Source organism: Streptomyces sp. NPDC028289, assembly GCF_055565975.1.
Window position 1 is genome coordinate 35,258 of record NZ_JBVHTI010000009.1, and the last position, 17,227, is coordinate 52,484.

19 protein-coding genes are annotated in these 17,227 nt (G+C 72.1%); 9 read left to right on the forward strand and 10 right to left on the reverse strand.

What is annotated here, in order from left to right; all coding sequences use genetic code 11:
• Nucleotides 1–285 precede the first annotated feature (285 nt).
• Together ACZ4UV_RS40015 and ACZ4UV_RS40020 are read left to right on the forward strand one after the other, a co-directional pair.
• Nucleotides 286–1,047 carry a response regulator transcription factor gene (locus tag ACZ4UV_RS40015; RefSeq protein WP_451020858.1) on the forward strand — a complete coding sequence of 254 codons (762 nt, stop codon included), beginning with the start codon at nucleotides 286–288 and terminating at the stop codon, nucleotides 1,045–1,047.
• Nucleotides 1,044–2,507, forward strand: coding sequence for a sensor histidine kinase (locus tag ACZ4UV_RS40020; RefSeq protein WP_467844871.1), 1,464 nt, complete (start codon nucleotides 1,044–1,046; stop codon nucleotides 2,505–2,507). The genes ACZ4UV_RS40015 and ACZ4UV_RS40020 overlap by 4 nt, the downstream gene beginning before the upstream one ends.
• Before the next feature lie 16 nt (nucleotides 2,508–2,523).
• Here the strand turns inward: ACZ4UV_RS40020 and ACZ4UV_RS40025 are convergent, their stop codons facing one another.
• Both ACZ4UV_RS40025 and ACZ4UV_RS40030 read right to left on the reverse strand, forming a co-directional pair.
• Nucleotides 2,524–2,685, reverse strand: coding sequence for a hypothetical protein (locus ACZ4UV_RS40025; protein WP_467844874.1), 162 nt, complete (start codon nucleotides 2,683–2,685; stop codon nucleotides 2,524–2,526).
• 491 nt (nucleotides 2,686–3,176) lie between these two features.
• On the reverse strand, nucleotides 3,177–3,659 hold the full coding sequence (locus tag ACZ4UV_RS40030; protein ID WP_451020855.1) for a PP2C family protein-serine/threonine phosphatase: 483 nt from the start codon (nucleotides 3,657–3,659) through the stop codon (nucleotides 3,177–3,179).
• A gap of 521 nt (nucleotides 3,660–4,180) precedes the next feature.
• Here ACZ4UV_RS40030 and ACZ4UV_RS40035 point away from each other — a divergent pair.
• A complete protein-coding gene (locus ACZ4UV_RS40035) occupies nucleotides 4,181–4,684 on the forward strand; it encodes a carbohydrate binding domain-containing protein (protein WP_451020861.1) in 504 nt (167 codons plus the stop codon).
• A gap of 46 nt (nucleotides 4,685–4,730) precedes the next feature.
• On the opposite strand, the gene ACZ4UV_RS40040 is transcribed toward ACZ4UV_RS40035, so the two are convergent.
• The 6 genes from ACZ4UV_RS40040 to ACZ4UV_RS40065 form a co-directional block, all read right to left on the reverse strand.
• The gene (locus ACZ4UV_RS40040; RefSeq protein WP_451020854.1) at nucleotides 4,731–5,348 is read right to left on the reverse strand and encodes a methylated-DNA--[protein]-cysteine S-methyltransferase; all 618 of its coding nucleotides are present in this window, start codon (nucleotides 5,346–5,348) and stop codon (nucleotides 4,731–4,733) included.
• Nucleotides 5,345–5,836 (reverse strand): RNA polymerase sigma factor, encoded by a 492-nt coding sequence (locus tag ACZ4UV_RS40045; protein WP_451020853.1) that lies wholly within the window; start codon nucleotides 5,834–5,836, stop codon nucleotides 5,345–5,347. Before ACZ4UV_RS40045 ends, ACZ4UV_RS40040 begins: the two co-directional genes overlap by 4 nt.
• 49 nt (nucleotides 5,837–5,885) lie before the next feature.
• Nucleotides 5,886–6,398 (reverse strand): methylated-DNA--[protein]-cysteine S-methyltransferase, encoded by a 513-nt coding sequence (locus ACZ4UV_RS40050; RefSeq protein ID WP_451020852.1) that lies wholly within the window; start codon nucleotides 6,396–6,398, stop codon nucleotides 5,886–5,888.
• Entirely contained in the window at nucleotides 6,395–6,814 is a 420-nt protein-coding gene (locus tag ACZ4UV_RS40055) for an ATP-binding cassette domain-containing protein (RefSeq protein ID WP_451020851.1), read from the reverse strand. Before ACZ4UV_RS40055 ends, ACZ4UV_RS40050 begins: the two co-directional genes overlap by 4 nt.
• On the reverse strand, nucleotides 6,781–7,143 hold the full coding sequence (locus ACZ4UV_RS40060) for a signal peptidase I (RefSeq protein WP_351499496.1): 363 nt from the start codon (nucleotides 7,141–7,143) through the stop codon (nucleotides 6,781–6,783). Before ACZ4UV_RS40060 ends, ACZ4UV_RS40055 begins: the two co-directional genes overlap by 34 nt.
• 65 nt (nucleotides 7,144–7,208) lie before the next feature.
• On the reverse strand, nucleotides 7,209–7,874 hold the full coding sequence (locus tag ACZ4UV_RS40065) for a hypothetical protein (RefSeq protein WP_451020850.1): 666 nt from the start codon (nucleotides 7,872–7,874) through the stop codon (nucleotides 7,209–7,211).
• 265 nt (nucleotides 7,875–8,139) lie between these two features.
• Between ACZ4UV_RS40065 and ACZ4UV_RS40070 the strand changes: the two genes are divergently transcribed.
• Entirely contained in the window at nucleotides 8,140–10,830 is a 2,691-nt protein-coding gene (locus ACZ4UV_RS40070; protein WP_467844878.1) for an MGH1-like glycoside hydrolase domain-containing protein, read from the forward strand.
• Nucleotides 10,827–12,278 carry an alpha-amylase gene (locus ACZ4UV_RS40075; RefSeq protein ID WP_467844881.1) on the forward strand — a complete coding sequence of 484 codons (1,452 nt, stop codon included), beginning with the start codon at nucleotides 10,827–10,829 and terminating at the stop codon, nucleotides 12,276–12,278. The genes ACZ4UV_RS40070 and ACZ4UV_RS40075 overlap by 4 nt, the downstream gene beginning before the upstream one ends.
• On the opposite strand, the gene ACZ4UV_RS40080 is transcribed toward ACZ4UV_RS40075, so the two are convergent.
• Nucleotides 12,188–12,646, reverse strand: a complete 459-nt coding sequence (locus tag ACZ4UV_RS40080; RefSeq protein WP_467844883.1) for a hypothetical protein — start codon at nucleotides 12,644–12,646, stop codon at nucleotides 12,188–12,190. The two genes, ACZ4UV_RS40075 and ACZ4UV_RS40080, sit on opposite strands and share 91 nt — an antisense overlap.
• A 452-nt stretch (nucleotides 12,647–13,098) precedes the next feature.
• Between ACZ4UV_RS40080 and ACZ4UV_RS40085 the strand changes: the two genes are divergently transcribed.
• The gene (locus ACZ4UV_RS40085; protein WP_451022342.1) at nucleotides 13,099–13,290 is read left to right on the forward strand and encodes a hypothetical protein; all 192 of its coding nucleotides are present in this window, start codon (nucleotides 13,099–13,101) and stop codon (nucleotides 13,288–13,290) included.
• A gap of 78 nt (nucleotides 13,291–13,368) precedes the next feature.
• Entirely contained in the window at nucleotides 13,369–13,932 is a 564-nt protein-coding gene (locus ACZ4UV_RS40090) for a hypothetical protein (RefSeq protein ID WP_467844886.1), read from the forward strand.
• Between the two features lie 42 nt (nucleotides 13,933–13,974).
• Here the strand turns inward: ACZ4UV_RS40090 and ACZ4UV_RS40095 are convergent, their stop codons facing one another.
• Entirely contained in the window at nucleotides 13,975–15,174 is a 1,200-nt protein-coding gene (locus ACZ4UV_RS40095) for an acyltransferase family protein (protein ID WP_451022340.1), read from the reverse strand.
• Nucleotides 15,175–15,362: 188 nt separating this feature from the next.
• On the opposite strand from ACZ4UV_RS40095, the gene ACZ4UV_RS40100 reads away from it, so the two are divergent.
• Together ACZ4UV_RS40100 and ACZ4UV_RS40105 are read left to right on the forward strand one after the other, a co-directional pair.
• Complete coding sequence (locus tag ACZ4UV_RS40100) at nucleotides 15,363–16,133, forward strand: maleylpyruvate isomerase N-terminal domain-containing protein (RefSeq protein ID WP_467844889.1); 771 nt, start codon at nucleotides 15,363–15,365, stop codon at nucleotides 16,131–16,133.
• Between the two features lie 104 nt (nucleotides 16,134–16,237).
• Nucleotides 16,238–17,224 carry an NAD-dependent epimerase/dehydratase family protein gene (locus ACZ4UV_RS40105; RefSeq protein WP_451022338.1) on the forward strand — a complete coding sequence of 329 codons (987 nt, stop codon included), beginning with the start codon at nucleotides 16,238–16,240 and terminating at the stop codon, nucleotides 17,222–17,224.
• The last annotated feature ends 3 nt before the right edge of the window (nucleotides 17,225–17,227 follow it).

A 17,227-nucleotide genomic window follows, 5' to 3' on the forward strand; every position in this document is an offset into this window, starting at 1 on the left:
GACTCCCCCGAAGCAGCGTTTCGCCTTGCGCCGGTGCGGCCGCACCGGCCGAGGAGAACTCCGGGGCACGCGGACTGACCTTGGATCAGATTCGGACTGTCACCTGGCAGACCGAGTGCCGGCGTCCGGCCTCTTAACTCTCGGTTTACGCCACGCTGGCCAGTCCCTTGATGTCGTCAAGGAGCCGCGCCCCGGCGCATGGGCCGACCGTGGAAGATCACTGGCTCGGGGGAGCTTGCGGCGTTTGCTCCACGCGCCGTGGCCGGTGTCTGTGAGCCTTTCGGCATGCGTGTCTTGCTGATCGAGGACGACGACCGGGTGGCCGGGCCGTTGGCGGAGGGGCTGCGCCGTTTCGGGTTCACCGTGGAACACGCCAGAACGGGGGCCGAGGGCCTGGCCGCGCCGGAGGTGGCGATGGTGCTGCTGGACCTGGGGCTGCCGGACATGGACGGCATCGACGTGTGCCGGACGCTGAGATCCCGCTCCTCCGTACCGATCATCATGATCACGGCCAGGGACGACGAGGTGGACCGTGTCCTCGGGCTCGAACTGGGTGCGGACGACTACGTCTCCAAGCCCTTCGGCGTACGGGAGCTCGTCGCCCGGATCCGTGCCGTCACCCGCCGCGCCCGCCCGGCGGTGGCGGATCCGCGGTGCGGATCTACGGAGCCCTCGGACGGCCCCGGTCGTCCCGGGACACCCGACATCCAGCGGATCGGCCCCCTGACCATCGACTCGCGTACCCGGCAGGTACGCCTCCACCAGACGTCCGTCGCCCTCGCGCCCAAGGAGTTCGACCTGCTCACCTGCCTCGCCGAGGACCCCGGCGCCGTCTGCTCCCGCCGGCAGATCCTCGACGCTGTCTGGGAGCCGAACTTCTTCGGCCCGACCAAGACCCTGGACGTCCACATCGCCGCGCTGCGGCGCAAACTCGGCGACGCGTCCTGGATCGAGAACATCCGCGGAGTCGGCTTCCGCCTCGTCCCCCCGGCACCTCTCGACACCCCGTCCGCCGCGGCGCGGACACGCGGCGGAGAGCTCCGGTGACCCGTCGCCTCCTGCTCAGCCACCTGAGCCTGATACTGCTCGTCCTGCTCGCACTCGAAGTGCCCTTCGGCGTCTTCTACGCCCGCAGCGAGGTGGCCCGCTTCTCCCGCACGGCGGAACAAGGAGCGATGACGCTCGCCGAGGTCTGCGAGGAGAAGATGGAACACGGGCTGACGGCCGACCTGCCCGGCCTCGCCCTCGCGTACAGTCGGCGGACCGGCGGCACCGTGCTCGTCGCCGACCGCCGGGGTGTCGTCCTGACCGACACCGCCGCCCATGCCGCGGCCGGCGAGGATTTGTCCGCCGAGCCGGACATCTCCACGGCACTGCACGATCGCCCCACCGTCGGCACGCGCAGGGCCCCGCCCGCCGACGGTGACTTCCTCTTCGTCACCGTGCCGGGCGGGTCCAACCCCGCCGTCCCCTGCGTGGTGCGAACGGTGTACGCGCTGGGCCCGCTCAAGGCCAGGGTGCGCGCCACCTGGCTGGTCCTCGCCGCCGTCGGTCTCGGAGTCCTCGCCGCGGCCTCCCTGATCGGGTTCGCTCTCGCGCGCTCGATCACCCGGCCCGTGCAGGCCCTGGAACGCGCCACGGCGCAACTCGCCGAAGGGCGGATCACCGATCCCCCGGCGACCGACCACGGGCCACCGGAACTGCGCAGGCTCGCCATGTCGTTCACCCGGACCGCGACCCGGCTTCAGCACCTGCTCAAGGCTCAGCAGGCGTTCGCCTCCGACGTGTCACACCAGCTGAAGACGCCCCTGACCGCGCTACGCCTGCGCCTGGAGAACTTCGAGCCGCACCTCGCCCCCTGCGCGCAGGACAGTCTCGACACGGCGCTCGGGGAGCTGGAGCGGCTCAGCCGCATGGTGCAGGGGCTGCTCGCGCTCGCACGGCTGGAGAACACGGAGATCCGGGCGGAAGCCGCCGACCTCAACGCCGTCGTCGCCGACCGCGCTGACATCTGGACGGCCTTCGCCGCCGAACAGCAGGTCGACATCATCGTGACCGGAGGCGCGCCCTCTCCGGTGCTGGCCGTCCCCGGCGCACTGGAACAGATCATCGACAACCTGCTGTCCAACGCGCTCCGCGTGTCCGCGCCGGGAACCGCCGTCACGCTGGCCGTCGTCACCACCCCCGCACAAGGCACCCGCACCCCGCCCATGGCCGAGCTGCATGTGATCGACCAGGGCCCCGGCATGACCGAGGCCGAACGGCACAGGGCCTTCGACCGCTTCTGGCGAGCTCCCCACGCCGACCACGACGGCACCGGCCTCGGTCTGCCACTGGTCCGGCATCTCACCCGCGCAGGAGGGGGCGAGGTCACCCTGGAGGCGGCCCCCGGCGGCGGACTCGACGCGGTCGTCCGCCTCCGGCACGCCGACTGCCGCAACCAGCAGGATCGCCTCGTCACCACCACGGACGTCGACACGGCGGCCCGATCCGCACCCGCGCGGTAGGGCGCGGGGAGCGGAGTCACCGCACCGTCACGTTGACGGCAGGAGAGTGGGTCTGGCCGGAGGCGACACGGAATTGCCGGGTGCCATTCATGTGGACCCGGGTGGCGAAGGCGTAGGTGTCGCCCTTTTTCACCCTGGAGTTGACGTGGACCGGTATCCACTTGCCGCTCTTGTCCATGTGGAGCAGGACCGACGCTCCGGGCCGAATGCCCAGGTGTGTCCGGCGAACCGGACGGTCTGACCGGCCTTCACGGTCGTGGGACCTGCCTTGACCGTGATCGAGGCCGGTTGCGTCGGCGTTGTTGCCGCCACGGCTCCGCCGGCTCCTGCGGACAGCCGTGCGGCAGCCGGCCCAGAACTATTTCCCGCCGATTACCCTCGCGATGCCGCGAAATGCCGATGAGGCCGGTCCAGCGCGATCACAACGGGATCCGCCACCTGCCCGGACGGGACCACGCATCACTCGTTCGGTCTACACACCCTGGGTCCCCGGGTGCGGCGTCCCTCGTTCGGCCGCACGGTGGACATGGCCGGCTTGCCGCCGAGTGACAGCCGTGATCGCCAGCTTCGCGGGGAGGCGCCGTGATCGTCACAGCTCTACTCACCCCGTTGGTACCACTTCTCCTGCTGTTCGGACTGCCCGTCCTGGAGGACCGCCTGTTCCCGCCATCACCGACTCAGCAGGTACAGCCGGAACCGGACGGGACCGAACACGACTGACACCCTGCCACGGACTCGACACGGCGGCTGGTCGGATCCGGCACCGCGGCCGAGTCCACCGGGCCCCCACGCCCGTCGCGGACGGTGCCGCGCGCGTGAGGTGCAGGCGTGGCAGACGCCGACCAGGGCGACGTCGTCGCCGAGGCGTCCGCCTGTATGGGCCATCAGATCGTGCCTGAGGTGACGGAGCAGCGCATCGGGGGCGCTGCCGGCCCAACGCGCGGCCCGGTCCGCGAGCGGAGAGAAGGTGCCGTTGCGGTCACGGGCTTCGATGACACCGTCCGTATAGAGGAGGAGCGTGTCCTCGGCGGCGAAAGGCACCGTGTCGAGAAGGTGGTCCGCGGGGTCCGTCAGGGCGATTCCGAGCGGAGGCGCGGGATGCAGGTGCGGGACGCTCACGCTGCCGTCCGCGGCGAGCAGGACAGGCGCCACATGGCCGTAGCTGGTCAGTCGGACGACGGGTTCGCCCTCGAGGCGGGCGGTGTCGCCTCCGGCCGGCTTCTTCGTCCAGGCCGGCGTACGGCTGTCCCGGACCTCACGAGCGTCGGGCGTGGCTCCCCCCCCCCCCCCGGCGGGGCCCGGTTGAACCTCCGGAGCGGGCGGTGCGTATGAGTTCCGCAGGGACAGCACCGGTCTGTGCCACGGGACGGAAGGAGAGCACCGTGCCCACGCCGCCCGCGTCCGACACACCGGACGACCGCACCGCGCCGGAACCCGTCCGCGTGCTGCGCATGCGCAACACCGACGCGCTGGCCCAGTTGCTCGACGACATACGCCAGGACGAGGACTATCGCGGCCACGCAACCGTTCCCCGCGCCCCGGCCGACGGCGGGACAGCGGAGCTCCCCGCGTCACCCGACGACGGCACCCGCCCGCGCCTGGGGCCCGGACAGCGCCGGGCGGCCGTGTCGATCGGGGTCGCCGCGGCGGCCGTCGTCGGGTTCGGCGGCTCTCTGCTGATCCCCAGCCCCACCGAGGCCACCCCGGCCGCTCCCCCGGCGAGCGCGTCGGCCGCCCCGACATCGGCCGTCCCGGGCGTGGCCGGGGGCGCCGGCGTTCTGGCCAACCCCGGCTTCGAGTCGGGCGGCCTCTCGCCGTGGAACTGCGCCGGCAACCCGGGCTCGATCGTCTCCTCCCCCGTCCACACGGGCTCCAAAGCCCTCCAGGGGACGGTGAGTTCGAGCGACACCGCGCAGTGCGACCAGACCGTCGCGGTACGGCCGGACACCACCTACTCACTCAGCGGCTGGGTCCGCGGCTCCTACGTCTACCTGGGCGTGAACGGCGGCGCCTCCACCTGGACCGACTCCCCCTCCCGGTACAGCCCCCTGACCGTCTCCTTCACCACAGGCGCCTCCCAGACCAGCGTGACCGTCCACGTGCACGGCTGGTACGCGCAGGGCAGCTACTACGCCGACGACATCACCCTGAACCGGGCCGACGGCGGTGGCACCTAGAGCCTGTCGCCGGCGGCAGAGGTCCTGGGCGCCTCCTCGGCGGTGCTCATGCCACGGCCTCCAGGTTCAGCAGCGTGGTCTTGGCTTCGAGGCCGCCGACGTAACCGCCGAGCGTGCCGTCGGTGCGCAGCACGCGGTGGCACGGGACCACGATCGGCAGCGGGTTGGTCGCGCAGGCGGTGCCCACCGCTCGGACGGCCTTGGGATTGCCGACGAGTTCGGCCATGTCCCGGTAGCTGCGGGTCTGGCCGTACCCGATCTCGGGCAGGTGCGTCTGCACCAGGCGCCGGAATCCGCGGGACAGGGACAGGTCCAGCGGCAGGTCGAAGACCCGTCGGCGCCCGGCGAAGTACTCGTCGATCTCGCGAGCCGCTCCGTCCAGCCGCTTCGGGGCGCGCAGGATGCGCGGGCTGAGCCTCTGGCCGAGGGCTTCCAGGACTCGATCGTGGCCCTCGCCGGCGTACGCCACGCGGACCAGCCCCTTCGGGGTGGCGGCGAGCAGCAGTTCGCCGACAGGTGAGTCGATGGTGGTGTAGGCGACATCGACGAGATCGGCTCGCTCCGCCGCCTGCTCCAGACGGCGGTGGAGCCGGCTGAGGGTGTCGGCGTCCACGGGCGTCGACAGCAGGGCGGTGATGTCGCCATCGTCGCGAGTGCCGCTCATGATGCTGCTCCTTTCGTGATCGCGTCCGGATATCTCTTCCTGAGGTTCTTGAGCCCGTCCGCGGCGGCTCTGCGGGCCGCGTCGGCGGTGCCGCCGAGGATCTCCGCGATCTCGGCGTAGGCCAGTCCCGCCACGTAGCGGTAGGCGACGGCCTGGCGTTGTCTGCCGGGAAGGTCTCTCACCGCGGCCCACAGGTCAAAGTCCCCGGAGTCCGGAATGCCCCGCCGTGCCGGAGCCTCCGGCACCTCGTCGACCGGCAGCGGGCTCCGCTTCGCGGCACGCAGCACGTCGATCGCCTTGCGGTGCGCGATCGTCACGAGCCATGCCTCCACGTTCGCCGTCTCGGGCAGGCCGGGATAGGCGCGCATGGCGGAGAGGAAGGTCTCCGACCACGCGTCGTCCGCGTCGTGCGGGCCGAGGACGACCCGGCAGACGCGCAGCACCGTGGCACCGTGCTGCGCGACCACGTTCTCGAACGGCTGTTTCATGTCCATCCCATTGAAGACGTGCCTCTGGCGACAAACGCGTGTTTCCCCGTCAGAACAACCGTCCTGCGTCGGCCGCGGACGGCTCCTCGATCTCCAGCAGCGCCTGCTTGCGCTTCAACCCGCCGGCGTATCCGGTGAGGGAACCGTCGGAGCCGACGACGCGGTGGCACGGCACGACGATGCACAGCGGGTTCGCACCCACGGCCCGCCCGACCCGTTGCGCGAGGCGGCGGTCTCCGACCTGCTCGGCGATACGCCCGTAGGTGGTCGTGTCACCGCACTGGACGGCCTTCACGATGTCCCAGACGGCGTGCCGGAACGCGTCGCCCTCGGCGGCGAGCGGGAGATCGAACTGCCTGCGTCGCCCCGCAAGGTAGTCGCCCAGTTGCCGGACCGCCTCGTTCAGCAGCGCGTCCGTCGAGTCGGTCACCTCGGGGCCGAACGCCTCCTGCGGGGGCCGACGGACGTGGTGCCTGAAGTACAGGCCGGCGATCGTCCCGCCCCTGGCGACGAGTGTGACCGGTCCGAGGCGGGTCTCGACCACGATGTGCCGCGTGCTCATCCGCGTCTCCCTTCTCCTGTCTCCTGTCCGGTAGACGCACGCCGCCCGCAGAACGTGAGATGTCGGAGCCCAGGGAACTGCACCGCCGCTCGTCGCGCCCTGCGGGGCGGTGTGAAGACGTAGAGGCCGAGGATGTCGGGGCAGGGGGCGACGCCGGGGGTGACGACTCCGGCGGTGGGGGCGAGGACGCCCGCGAGCAGGCGCAGCAGCGTCGGCCTGCCCGACCCGTCGGGGCCGAGCAGGCCGGCGGTCCCCCCGGGGCGGAGGGCGAGCGTCAGGCCGTCGACGACGACCTTTCCGTCGATGCGGCGGGCGACTCGCTCGGCGATCCGGCCCGTCGTACGTGGCCGGCCTCCGCGCCACCGGGTGCCGGCGGCCCGTCCTACGGCGCCGCGTATCCGGGCACGGAAGGCCATCGCACGGTCAGGACGACGGAATCGTCCTCCGCGGCCCAGGAGTGATCCACTCCCTGGCCCCAGACGACGTAGTCGCCCTGCTCTTCCAGGAGCACGCTACGGCCGGGGAACTCCAGGCGGAAACGACCGGTGACGAGCACCAGGAGGGTGGTGCGCACCTCGCCCTGCACCCACTGCGTCCGCTGTTCGCCGCGTGGGTGGACGCCCCATTTGACCTCGACGGCTCGGCTGTGCCGTGGGTCGTCGTGCTCCTTGAAGTGGCCGAGCAGCCATCCCCGGTCCGTCGCCGCGTCCTTGCCCGCCTTGCCCACGTACACGCTGTCCGCCATGCGTCCGCACGCTAACAGCCGGCGACCGCGCGGGGTGGAGCAGAGCGCAGCGGTCCGCCCCGCACTCAGCCGAGGCCGAGCCTGGCGAGGGCCGTGGTCCAGTCGGTGACGATCGCCTGCTGCGCCTGGGCGAGGGTGACCTTGCCCGCGCAGACCGCGGTGTGCAGCTTGGTCTCCACGGGGTCCTTCTTGTTGTTGACGCCCTGACCGGCCCGGTGGCCGGGGTCCGCGGGTTCGAGCCACAGGTTGCGCGGGTCGTTGGGGTCGCCACCGAGCTGGAGGCTTATCAGGTGGTCGTACTCGGCCTCGCGCATGGCACCGGTGTAGCCGTAGGAGGCGGCGTTGAGCTTCTTCTCCTTGCCGGTGACGTAGGCGGACGGGCGGACGCCGGAGGTGTAGCCGCCCTTGCGGCAGATCGTCGTCCTCAGGTTGGCCTGGGTGACGGCGGGGGATATCGCGCCCGGGGTGCACGCGCTGTCCTCCAGCGGCTCCCCCTTCTCGTACCGGTAGTGGCACGACCCGGCGGCCGGCTGCTGCTGCACCGTGTACTTCTTCTGCGGCCCGGCGCCGACCGCGATCTCGTGCGCCGCGCCCGCGGCACCCGACGAGGACGTCTGCGGCGCCGGAGCGCCCGACGAGGACGGGTCCGAGGTACCGAGCTGGACGGACGAACAGCCCGCCAGCAGCAGACAGGTCAGCAGTGCCGGCACGGCGGCAGGGCGAACGGACATGACGACCTCTCACGGTTGGGTGGCAGCTGAGCAGATGTTGCCCTACCGGGAAATGCGCACGCCGGGCGGGATGGGCGAGCGGGAGCGCCGGCACCGTCCGCGGGGGCGTGCGAACCCGGCGCAGACGGACCGCACGGCCCCCGGGAAACCCCGGCGCAGGAGGACGCGGACGGCTGCTCCGGCCGGCCCGGACCCCGCAGAATGGTGGCGACCGAGTCCGAGGTGTCCGAGTCCGAGTGCAGGTGCCGTACCGGGAGGGCGTGCGATGGCGGATGACACGGAGAACGGCGGCAGGGCCGACGCCGAGCGGCTGCGGCTGGCGGCGGCCGACGCGGGGCGGGTGGCGTGGCGGCGCTGGGGGCCGTACCTGAGCGAGCGGCAGTGGGGCACGGTGCGCGAGGACTACAGCCCCGACGGCGACGCCTGGTCGTACTTCACCCATGACCAGGCCCGCTCCCGGGCCTACCGCTGGGGCGAGGACGGCATCGCGGGCGTCAGCGACGACAAGCAGCGGCTGTGCCTGGCACTCGCGCTGTGGAACGGCCGTGACCCGATCCTCAAGGAGCGGATGTTCGGCCTCACCAACGCCGAGGGCAACCACGGTGAGGACGTCAAGGAGTACTACTTCCACCTCGACAGCACGCCGACCCATTCGTACATGAAGTTCCTCTACAAGTACCCGCAGGCGGAGTTCCCGTACGACGAGCTCGTGGCCGTCAACCGGGACCGCGGGCGCGGCGAGTCCGAGTACGAGCTGCTGGACACCGGTGTCTTCGACGAGGACCGCTACTTCGACGTGTTCGTGGAGTACGCCAAGGCCGGCCCCGAGGACCTGCTCGTCGAGATCACCGCGCACAACCGCGGACCCGACGAGGCCACGCTCCATCTGCTGCCGACGCTGTGGTTCCGGCACACCTGGTCGTGGGCGGGCGGCACCGCGGTGCCCGGCCTGCGGCACGCGGACGGCGCGATCCTCGCCGACCACGAGGAACTCGGGCCGCGCCGACTGTACTTCGAGGGTGCGGCGGAGACTCTCTTCACCGAGAACGACACCGACAACGAGCGGATCTTCGGCAGCCCCAACGCCACCCCCTACGTCAAGGACGGCATCGGCCGGTACGTCGTCCACGGCGAGCAGGCCGCCGTCAATCCCGCACGGACCGGCACCAAGGCCGCCGTCCACCAGGTGCTCACCCTGCCCGCCGGCGGCAGCGCCACCGTCCGTCTGCGCCTGACGGACGGTGAACCCGCCGATCCGTGGAGCGGGTTCGGGTCGGTGCTGGACACCCGCCGGGCCGAGGCCGACGCCTTCTTCGAGGGCGTCGCCCCGGACGGCCTGGGCGAGGACGAGCGGCGGCTGGTGCGGCAGGCACTGGCCGGGATGCTGTGGAGCAAGCAGTACTACTACCTCGACGTGGAGCGCTGGCTGGCCGAGCACGGCGTCGATCCGCTCGCCGCCGACCCGCGCGTCCGCAACAGCGCCTGGTACCACATGGTCAACGACGAGATCATGTCGATGCCGGACACGTGGGAGTACCCGTGGTTCGCGGCCTGGGACCTCGCCTTCCACGCCATCGCGCTGTCCATGGTCGACATCGGGTTCGCCAAGTCGCAGCTGGAGCTGCTGCTGCGCCGCCTGTACCTGCATCCCAACGGCCAGATCCCGGCGTACGAATGGAACTTCGGCGACGTCAACCCGCCCGTGCACGCCTGGGCCGTCCTCTTCGTCTACGAGCTGGAGAAGCACCGCACCGGCCGCGGTGACCGCGCCTTCCTGGAGAACGCCTTCCAGAAGCTGATGAAGAACCTCGCCTGGTGGCTCAACCGCAAGGACGCCGACGGCAACAACGTCTTCCAGGGCGGTTTCCTCGGCCTGGACAACATCGGCGTCTTTGACCGCAGCGCGCCGCTGCCCACCGGCGGCCACCTCGACCAGGCCGACGGCACCGCCTGGATGGCGCTGTACTGCCAGAACCTGCTGGAGATCGCCGTCGAGCTGGCGGCGGAGAACCCGGTGTACATCGAGCAGGCGCAGACGCTCTTCGAGCACTTCGCGTGGATCGCCGTCGCCATGAACCGCATCGGCAAGGACAACGCGAGTCTGTGGGACGAGGAGGACGGCTTCTTCTACGACGTGCTGCGCCTGCCCGACGGCAGCGCCACCCCGCTCAGGGTGCGCTCGCTGGTCGGTCTCATCCCGCTCGTCGCGACCAGTGTGGTCGCTGCCTGGACCGACCGCCGGTTCCCGGAACTCGTGGAGGGAGCACGTGAGTTCGTACGGCGGCACCCGGCCGTCGAGGGCCTGGTCGCCTCGCACGACGTCCTCGGGTCCGGCGCGGAGGGACGGCACCTGTTCGCGTTGTTCGGCGAGGACCGGCTGCGCCGGATCCTGGCCCGCATGCTCGACGAGGAGGAGTTCCTCGGCCCGCACGGCATCCGCTCCCTGTCCCGCCACCACGCGGCGCATCCCTACACGTTCGAGGGGGAGACGTACGGCGTCGGCTACCTGCCCGCCGAGTCCGACTCGGGCATGTTCGGCGGCAACTCCAACTGGCGTGGCCCGGTGTGGTTCCCGGTCAACCTGCTGCTCGTCCGCGCCCTGCTGAACCTGCACGCCTACCACGGCGACGGGTTCACCGTGGAGTGCCCGACCGGTTCGGGCCGGCGGCTGAACCTGTACGAGGTCGCCCGCGAGATCTCCGGCCGGCTCACCTCGACCTTCCTGAGCGACGAGGACGGCCACCGCCCGGTGCACGGCGCCCGGCCCGAGTTCGCCAAGGACCCGCACTGGAAGGACCTGATCCTGTTCTACGAGTACTTCCACGGCGACAACGGCGCCGGCCTCGGCGCCTCCCACCAGACCGGCTGGACCGGCCTGGCCGCGGTCACCGCCACCCTGTTCCGGGTCGTCGGCGCGGGAGACTGGGGCGCCCTGCGGGAGGAGCCGCTGTCATGACGGTGATCTACGAGATCAACACCCTTGTCTGGCTCGGCGAGCTGCGAGAACGGTACGGGCGTCCCGTCACCCTGGGCGAGGTGCCCGGCGAGGTCTGGGACGGGGTCGCGCGGCCGGGCGTGGACACCGTGTGGCTGATGGGCGTGTGGGAGCGCAGCCCGGCCGGGCTGCGGATCGCCCTGGGCGACGAGGAGTTGCTCGCCTCCTTCCGCGAGGCGCTGCCCGGCCTCACCGAGGCGGACATCGCCGGATCGCCGTACTGCGTACGGGACTACGTCGTGGACCGGTCCCTCGGCGGCCCCGAGGGACTGGCCGCTGCACGGGCCGAACTCGCCGCGCGCGGAGTGCGCCTGATCCTGGACTACGTCCCCAACCACGTGGCCCCCGACCACCCCTGGCTCACCGAGCGCCCGGACTGCCTGGTCCAGGGCACGCCGGAGGACCTGGCCCGCTCGCCGGAGGCGTTCCTGGAGACCGCCGGGACCGTGTTCGCCCGGGGCCGTGACCCCTACTTCCCGCCCTGGCCGGACGTGGTCCAGCTGAACGCCTTCAGCGAGCGGCTCCGTACCGCGACGGTCGAGACGCTGGTGTCGATCGGCGACCAGGCCGACGGCGTGCGCTGCGACATGGCGATGCTTCCGATGAACGACGTGTTCGCCAGGACCTGGGGCGAGCGGGCGGGGCAGGCCCCCGTCGAGGACTTCTGGCCGTACGTCGTCCGCCGGGTGCGGGAGCGCCACCCCGGCCTGCTCTTCGTCGCGGAGGCGTACTGGGACCTCGAATGGGCGCTCCAGCAGCAGGGCTTCGACCACTGCTACGACAAGCGGCTCTACGACCGGCTGGTCCACGAGGACGCCGGCTCCGTCCGCGCCCATGTGCAGGCCGGCCTCGGCTACCAGCGCGGACTCGTCCGGTTCCTGGAGAACCACGACGAACCCCGGGCGGCCGCCGCCCTGCCGGGCGACAGGGAACGGGCGGCGGCCGTGGCCGTGGCCACCCTGCCCGGCGCGACCCTCTGGCACGAGGGCCAGTTCGAGGGCCGCCGGATCCGCCTGCCCGTGTTCCTGTCGCGCCGGCCCGAGGAGCCCGCCGACGCGTCCCTGCGCGACTTCCACGAACGCCTCGTGGCCGCCGTGGCCCCCGTGCGCGAGGGCGACTGGCAGCTGCTGGCCTGCACCGGCTGGCCTGACAACGACACCCACCGCAGTCTGCTCGCCTGGTCCTGGACCACGGCACGGGACCACTGCCTCGTGGTCGTCAACTACTCCGGGGAGCCCGCCCAGGGGCGGGTTCCCCTGCCCTGGGACGGACTCCGGGGCCGCTCCTGCCGACTGACCGGGCTGCTCGACGGGAACACCTACGACCGGCAGGGCGACGAACTGGCCGACCCGGGCCTGTTCGTCGCCCTCGACGCCTGGCAGTGGCACCTGCTCTCGCTCTCGCGGTGACCCGGGCGGCGGCGCCCCTTCGGGGCGCCGGGGGTACCCCCGGCCGAAGGCTGGGGGATGAAGTACATCGGGTTCATCATCTCCAGCTTGCCGGGGATGTCGCTGTCCAGTGACGTGCCGCCGGTGCCGGAGGTGTCGTTGGCCAGGCTGTAGTCGGTGAAGTGCCGGGCCTCGGTGGTGTCGACGCCGAACTCGTTGTTCTCGCCGGCCGACAGGTCGAAGGCGTCGAAGGCCGGGGCGTCCTTGCCGCGGGACCCGACGTGGTCGAGGTAGTCGGACCAGGAGAACGTGGCCGACGAACCGTCCCAGCGGAGACGTCCTGGTCGACCTCCTCGCCGCTGCTGGGCGTGTCGGTTCCCCAGTTCCACTCGTAGGCGCCGTCGGCGTTCTCCAGGTCGGTGACGGGGCACCAGGCGCCGGTGGCGTAGACGATGTCGTCGGCGTCGGCCGCGCCGAGTTCGCTGAGGCAACTGCCGTACAGCGAGCTGCCGCCGGAGGCTCCCAGCAGGGCCGACAGGGCGCCGCCGGCGCGGTGCCGTAGTAGTCGCCGCTGGAGTCCACCAGGGTCCGGCCCCGGGCGCCCGGCTCCACCGCGACGTACCCGGCCGCCATCGCCGGCTGCGCCCGGCTGCTGCTCACGCCTGTCTTGGTCGACACCGAGGAGGGGAGGTAGCCGCCGATCGAGTCGGAGACGAGGATCGGGGCGTCGGCGGCGTCCACGGCGGTGCCGTCGATCGACACGGGAACGCTGACGGTCAGGCTCTGGTAGGTCTCGTCCACCGGGTCGGTCACGTAGGTGATGGCCGACCAGAAGTGGTAGGTGACCTCCTTGTCGCCGTCGTCGGTGGAGATCGTCGTCGTGATCTCGGTGTACGCGTCGGGGTCGAAGGCCAGGGAGTCGGACGCGGTGGCCTTGCCGGACGGCCGGGTCGCTGCGAACGCGGGCGCGCCGCCGGTCGTCCCCACGATCACGCTGCGGGCGTCGGGCGCGGGTCAAGAGTGCGTCACGTGATCGCGGCGGCTGAGCGGACGGGAGGCGGCCGACGTACTCAGGGCCAGGTAGACGCGACTCCGACGAAGGGCACCTTCCTTGATCCCGCGACGCATCGGTCCGAGCCTCGCCCTGGGGCTCGCCTCCGCTTTCCTGCTGGGGGCGTGCGGCTCCTCGAACGGCACCGGCACCGGCAACGCCGCCCCGGCCGCCCCGGTCACGTCGGCGACCCCGGCCGCGTCGGATCCGGCCGCCTCCACGCCGGCTCCCGCCGCCGGCAGCGCGAGCGGGCAGCCGGCCACCACCGCCGCCGTGCTGACCAGGGCGGCCCAGGGGCTGGGCAGCATCGTCACCGACGACAAGGGGCTGACCCTCTACCGCTACGACAAGGACCAGCCGAACCCCTCCAAGTGGACGTGCTCCGGCGCCTGCACCAAGACCTGGCTGCCGGTGATCGTGCCGGAGTCCGTACAGACCTCGGGGGTGGAGAAGAGCCTCCTCGGCACGGTCCACCGGAACGGCGAGACACAGCTCACCCTCGCCGGCTGGCCGCTCTACCGGTACGTGGGCGACACGGCGGCCGGACAGACCAACGGCGAGGGGAAGGACCAGGAGTGGTACGCCGTCACTCCCTCCGGCCAGAAATCGACGGCGACGGGCTGACGGCGGACCGAGGGCCCGGCCGGAAGCGGGCCGGGCCCTTTCTCACGCGCGGGAACGGGCCGCGAGCAGCGATTTCCAGGACCTGTTCCGTTTGAAAGGTATTTCGAAGAGCTTGGAGAACAGCCACGCCGAAACGACCGAAACCGGCAGGCCCACCGCCAGCGTGAACCAGAACGTGGGCAGTCCCGGTGACACGAAATGCGGGGCGACCCGGCGAATCACGGCCAGGACGATCGGAAGATGGATCAGGTAGAGGCTGTAGGAGAAACCGCCGAGGCCGTGGACGGGGCGCGCGGTCAGGAGCCGTACGAGGACGGCGGGCCTTCCGGTCGCGACGGCGGCGAGCAGCATCGTCATGGCCGGAGCGATGGCGAGGTCGATCCAGAAGTAGTGGTTCACCGTCCAGGCGGAACCCCGGACGGCGCCGAGGGCCAGGACCGGCAGGGCGGCCAGGACGGCGAACCACCCCCACGGCAGTCGTCGCACCCTGTCCGAGGCGGTGACGATCCCCGCGCCCGCCACACCTGCGGCGAACACCGGAGCGAGATGGGGAGCGAGCCAGTTGTCGCCCTCCACCGGGTTGGCGCCGGCCGCCGTCAGGCCGATGACGACCACCGGAAGCGTCACCGAAGCGGCCAGCACCGCGGCGCCCCAGCGCCGGCGGACGAGGAGGAGAAGGGGGAAGAGGAGGTAGAGCTCGGACTCCACTCCTATCGACCAGAACGCGCCGTTCGGCGTCGGGGCGGTGACCATGTCCTGGGCGACCAGGCCGTACACCACGACGGTCGCGCCGGTGGGCGGCCCGAAGTGCGAGGCCGGCACCACGAACCACGAGACCAGCAGGCTCATGGCCAGGGCCGCCCAGTACGGGGGGAGGATGCGCCAGGCGCGTCGGCGCAGGAACTCGCGGACACCGGCCGTCCGCCAGCCGTGCCGCGCCGGGGAGATCGCCAGGGAGAACCCGGACAGCACCAGGAAGAAGACGACGGCGAGGCGCCCGAACATCAGCCCGCCCAGCCACGGGGGTGCCGAACTGTGCGGATAGCCCGGGAAGGTGTACAGCCAGCAGTGGAACAGGACGACGTACAGCGCCGCCAGGCCGCGGAGGCCGTCCAGGCCCCGCACCTGCGCGTGCGCCCGCGGACGGACCTGTGCCGCGTTCCCGTCCCCGGTCCCGGTCTCCTCCCGGCGTACGGGGACGGCCAGGTCGAGAGCACTGCCGGCCGGTCGACTCGCATCCACTGAAATGGTTCAGCCCTTCCTCTGCACACCGGCTGCCGCGCACCGCCGGTGCCTTCGGGCGGCACGGTGCCGCCCACAGCGACAGGTACGTGACCCCCGGCCGGGCCGTTCAACAGGCGGGCCCGGCCGCCTCCGCCGGGCTCTGTGGGGGGCGTTTGGGCGGCGGCGGGTCCGGCTACCCATGGCGCATGATTCCCTCTCGGGTCGAGGAGACCCTGCCGGAGCTGGCCCCTTTCGTGCACGCCGTCCAGGGGCGGCGGCCCGACGACGGTACGTGGTGCGAGGCGTGGACGGTGCGGGACGTCCTGGCCCACCAGCCCGGCAACGCCGAGGAACTGGCCCGGGTGCTGCAGGCGTTCCTCGCCGGTGCGCCGGTGGAGACCAGGGGCTTCGACCGCGAGGAACCCTACCGGCTGATGTCGGACGCCGAGCTGTGGGCGGCGTTCCTGAGCCGCTGCGAGAAGCTCAGCGAGGTCGCCGCGGCCGCCGCCCAGGACCTCTCGCCGGACACCGAGGTGATGTGGACCGGCCGGACGGTGAAGGTCCCCTTCTTCGCCGAGCACATGCGGGAGGAGCTCATCCTGCACCGCTGGGACCTGACCGGCGACGACCGTACGGCGGTGCGGGCGCTCAACGAGCCGTGGATGACGGAGCACAGCGTGACGTCGGTCGGTCGGCCGCTGCTGGAGCGCGGCCGCACCGGTCTCGATCTGGGTCCGGAGGGGCGGATCGAGGGCCGGCTGCGCACCCCCGGCATGGACGACGTCGTGGTGACCGCCGACGCGGACGGCGCCGGCATCCGGCTCGCCACGCCCGAGGGCCCCGCGACGATCGAGAGCGACGCGGCCGTACGCGTCCTGCTGCTGTGGGGCCGCCGCCCCGCCGACCCGGCCCGCTGGCACAGCGCCGCCGGACCGGAGACCCTGCGCAGGGTGCGCACGCTGCTGGCCGGCTACTGAGGCCACGGAACGGAGTGACGCGTCGGCCGCCGCGCGCCTTACGGAGTCGTGACGTGCGGGCGTGGGCGCGTGGTCCGGGGGCCGCGCGCGCCTAGCGTGGCCCCATGCGTGTACTGGTCACCGGCGGTGCCGGGTTCATCGGGTCCCATGTCGTCGAGGCGCTGACCGCGCGCGGGCACGAGCCGGTCGTGTTCGACGTCCGGGACGATGCGGGCGCCGACGTGCGCAGTCCGGTGGCGGTGGGGCGGGCCCTCGCGGGCGTCGACGCGGTCTGCCACCAGGCCGCGATGGTCGGCCTCGGGGTCGGGTTCGGTGACGCGGCGGAGTACGTCTCGCGCAACGACCTCGGTACGGCCGTGCTGCTCTCCGCGATGGCCGAGGCGGGGGTACGGCACCTCGTGCTGGCCGGGTCGATGGTCGTGTACGGGGAGGGGCGGTACGAGTGCCCGCGGCACGGTGTCGTACGGCCCGGGCCGCGCGCGGTCGCCGACCTGGACGCGGGGCGGTTCGAGCCGAACTGCCCGGTGTGCGGGGCCGAGTTGACGCCGGGGCTCGTCGATGAGGACGCGCCCGTCGATCCGCGCAACGTGTACGCCACGACCAAGCTGGCCCAGGAGCACCTGGCCGCCGCGTGGGCCCGGTCGACGGGCGGGTCGGCGGTGTCGCTCCGCTACCACAACGTGTACGGGCCCCGGATGCCCCGCGACACCCCCTACGCGGGCGTCGCCGCCTTCTTCCGTTCCGCGCTCGCCCGAGGCGAGGCGCCCCGGGTGTACGAGGACGGGCGGCAGCGCCGGGACTTCGTGCACGTCCGGGACGTGGCCGCCGCCAACGCGGTGGCGCTGGAGGCACGGCCGGCGCCGGGTGTGCTGACCGCGTACAACACCGGAAGCGGCGAGCCGCACACCGTCGGCGAGATGGCCCGCGCGCTCGCCGAGGCGCACGGCGGGCCCTCGCCGGTGGTCACCGGGGAGTACCGGCTGGGCGACGTACGGCACATCACCGCCGACTCCGCACGGCTGCGGGCCGAACTGGGCTGGAAGGCCGAGGTCGGGTTCGCTGACGGGATGCGGGAGTTCGCGCGGGCGTGATGA

Excerpts from the sequence above, each read along its gene's own strand:
- ACZ4UV_RS40060 (WP_351499496.1), bottom strand. The coding sequence starts at position 7,143 with ATGGCGGACAGCGTGTACGTGGGCAAGGCGGGCAAGGACGCGGCGACG.
- ACZ4UV_RS40100 (WP_467844889.1), top strand. The coding sequence starts at position 15,363 with ATGATTCCCTCTCGGGTCGAGGAGACCCTGCCGGAGCTGGCCCCTTTC.
- ACZ4UV_RS40105 (WP_451022338.1), top strand. The coding sequence starts at position 16,238 with ATGCGTGTACTGGTCACCGGCGGTGCCGGGTTCATCGGGTCCCATGTC.
- ACZ4UV_RS40025 (WP_467844874.1), bottom strand. The coding sequence starts at position 2,685 with ATGGACAAGAGCGGCAAGTGGATACCGGTCCACGTCAACTCCAGGGTG.
- ACZ4UV_RS40040 (WP_451020854.1), bottom strand. The coding sequence starts at position 5,348 with ATGAGCGGCACTCGCGACGATGGCGACATCACCGCCCTGCTGTCGACG.
- ACZ4UV_RS40075 (WP_467844881.1), top strand. The coding sequence starts at position 10,827 with ATGACGGTGATCTACGAGATCAACACCCTTGTCTGGCTCGGCGAGCTG.
- ACZ4UV_RS40045 (WP_451020853.1), bottom strand. The coding sequence starts at position 5,836 with ATGAAACAGCCGTTCGAGAACGTGGTCGCGCAGCACGGTGCCACGGTG.
- ACZ4UV_RS40070 (WP_467844878.1), top strand. The coding sequence starts at position 8,140 with ATGGCGGATGACACGGAGAACGGCGGCAGGGCCGACGCCGAGCGGCTG.
- ACZ4UV_RS40050 (WP_451020852.1), bottom strand. The coding sequence starts at position 6,398 with ATGAGCACGCGGCACATCGTGGTCGAGACCCGCCTCGGACCGGTCACA.
- ACZ4UV_RS40055 (WP_451020851.1), bottom strand. The coding sequence starts at position 6,814 with ATGGCCTTCCGTGCCCGGATACGCGGCGCCGTAGGACGGGCCGCCGGC.
- ACZ4UV_RS40065 (WP_451020850.1), bottom strand. The coding sequence starts at position 7,874 with ATGTCCGTTCGCCCTGCCGCCGTGCCGGCACTGCTGACCTGTCTGCTG.
- ACZ4UV_RS40015 (WP_451020858.1), top strand. The coding sequence starts at position 286 with ATGCGTGTCTTGCTGATCGAGGACGACGACCGGGTGGCCGGGCCGTTG.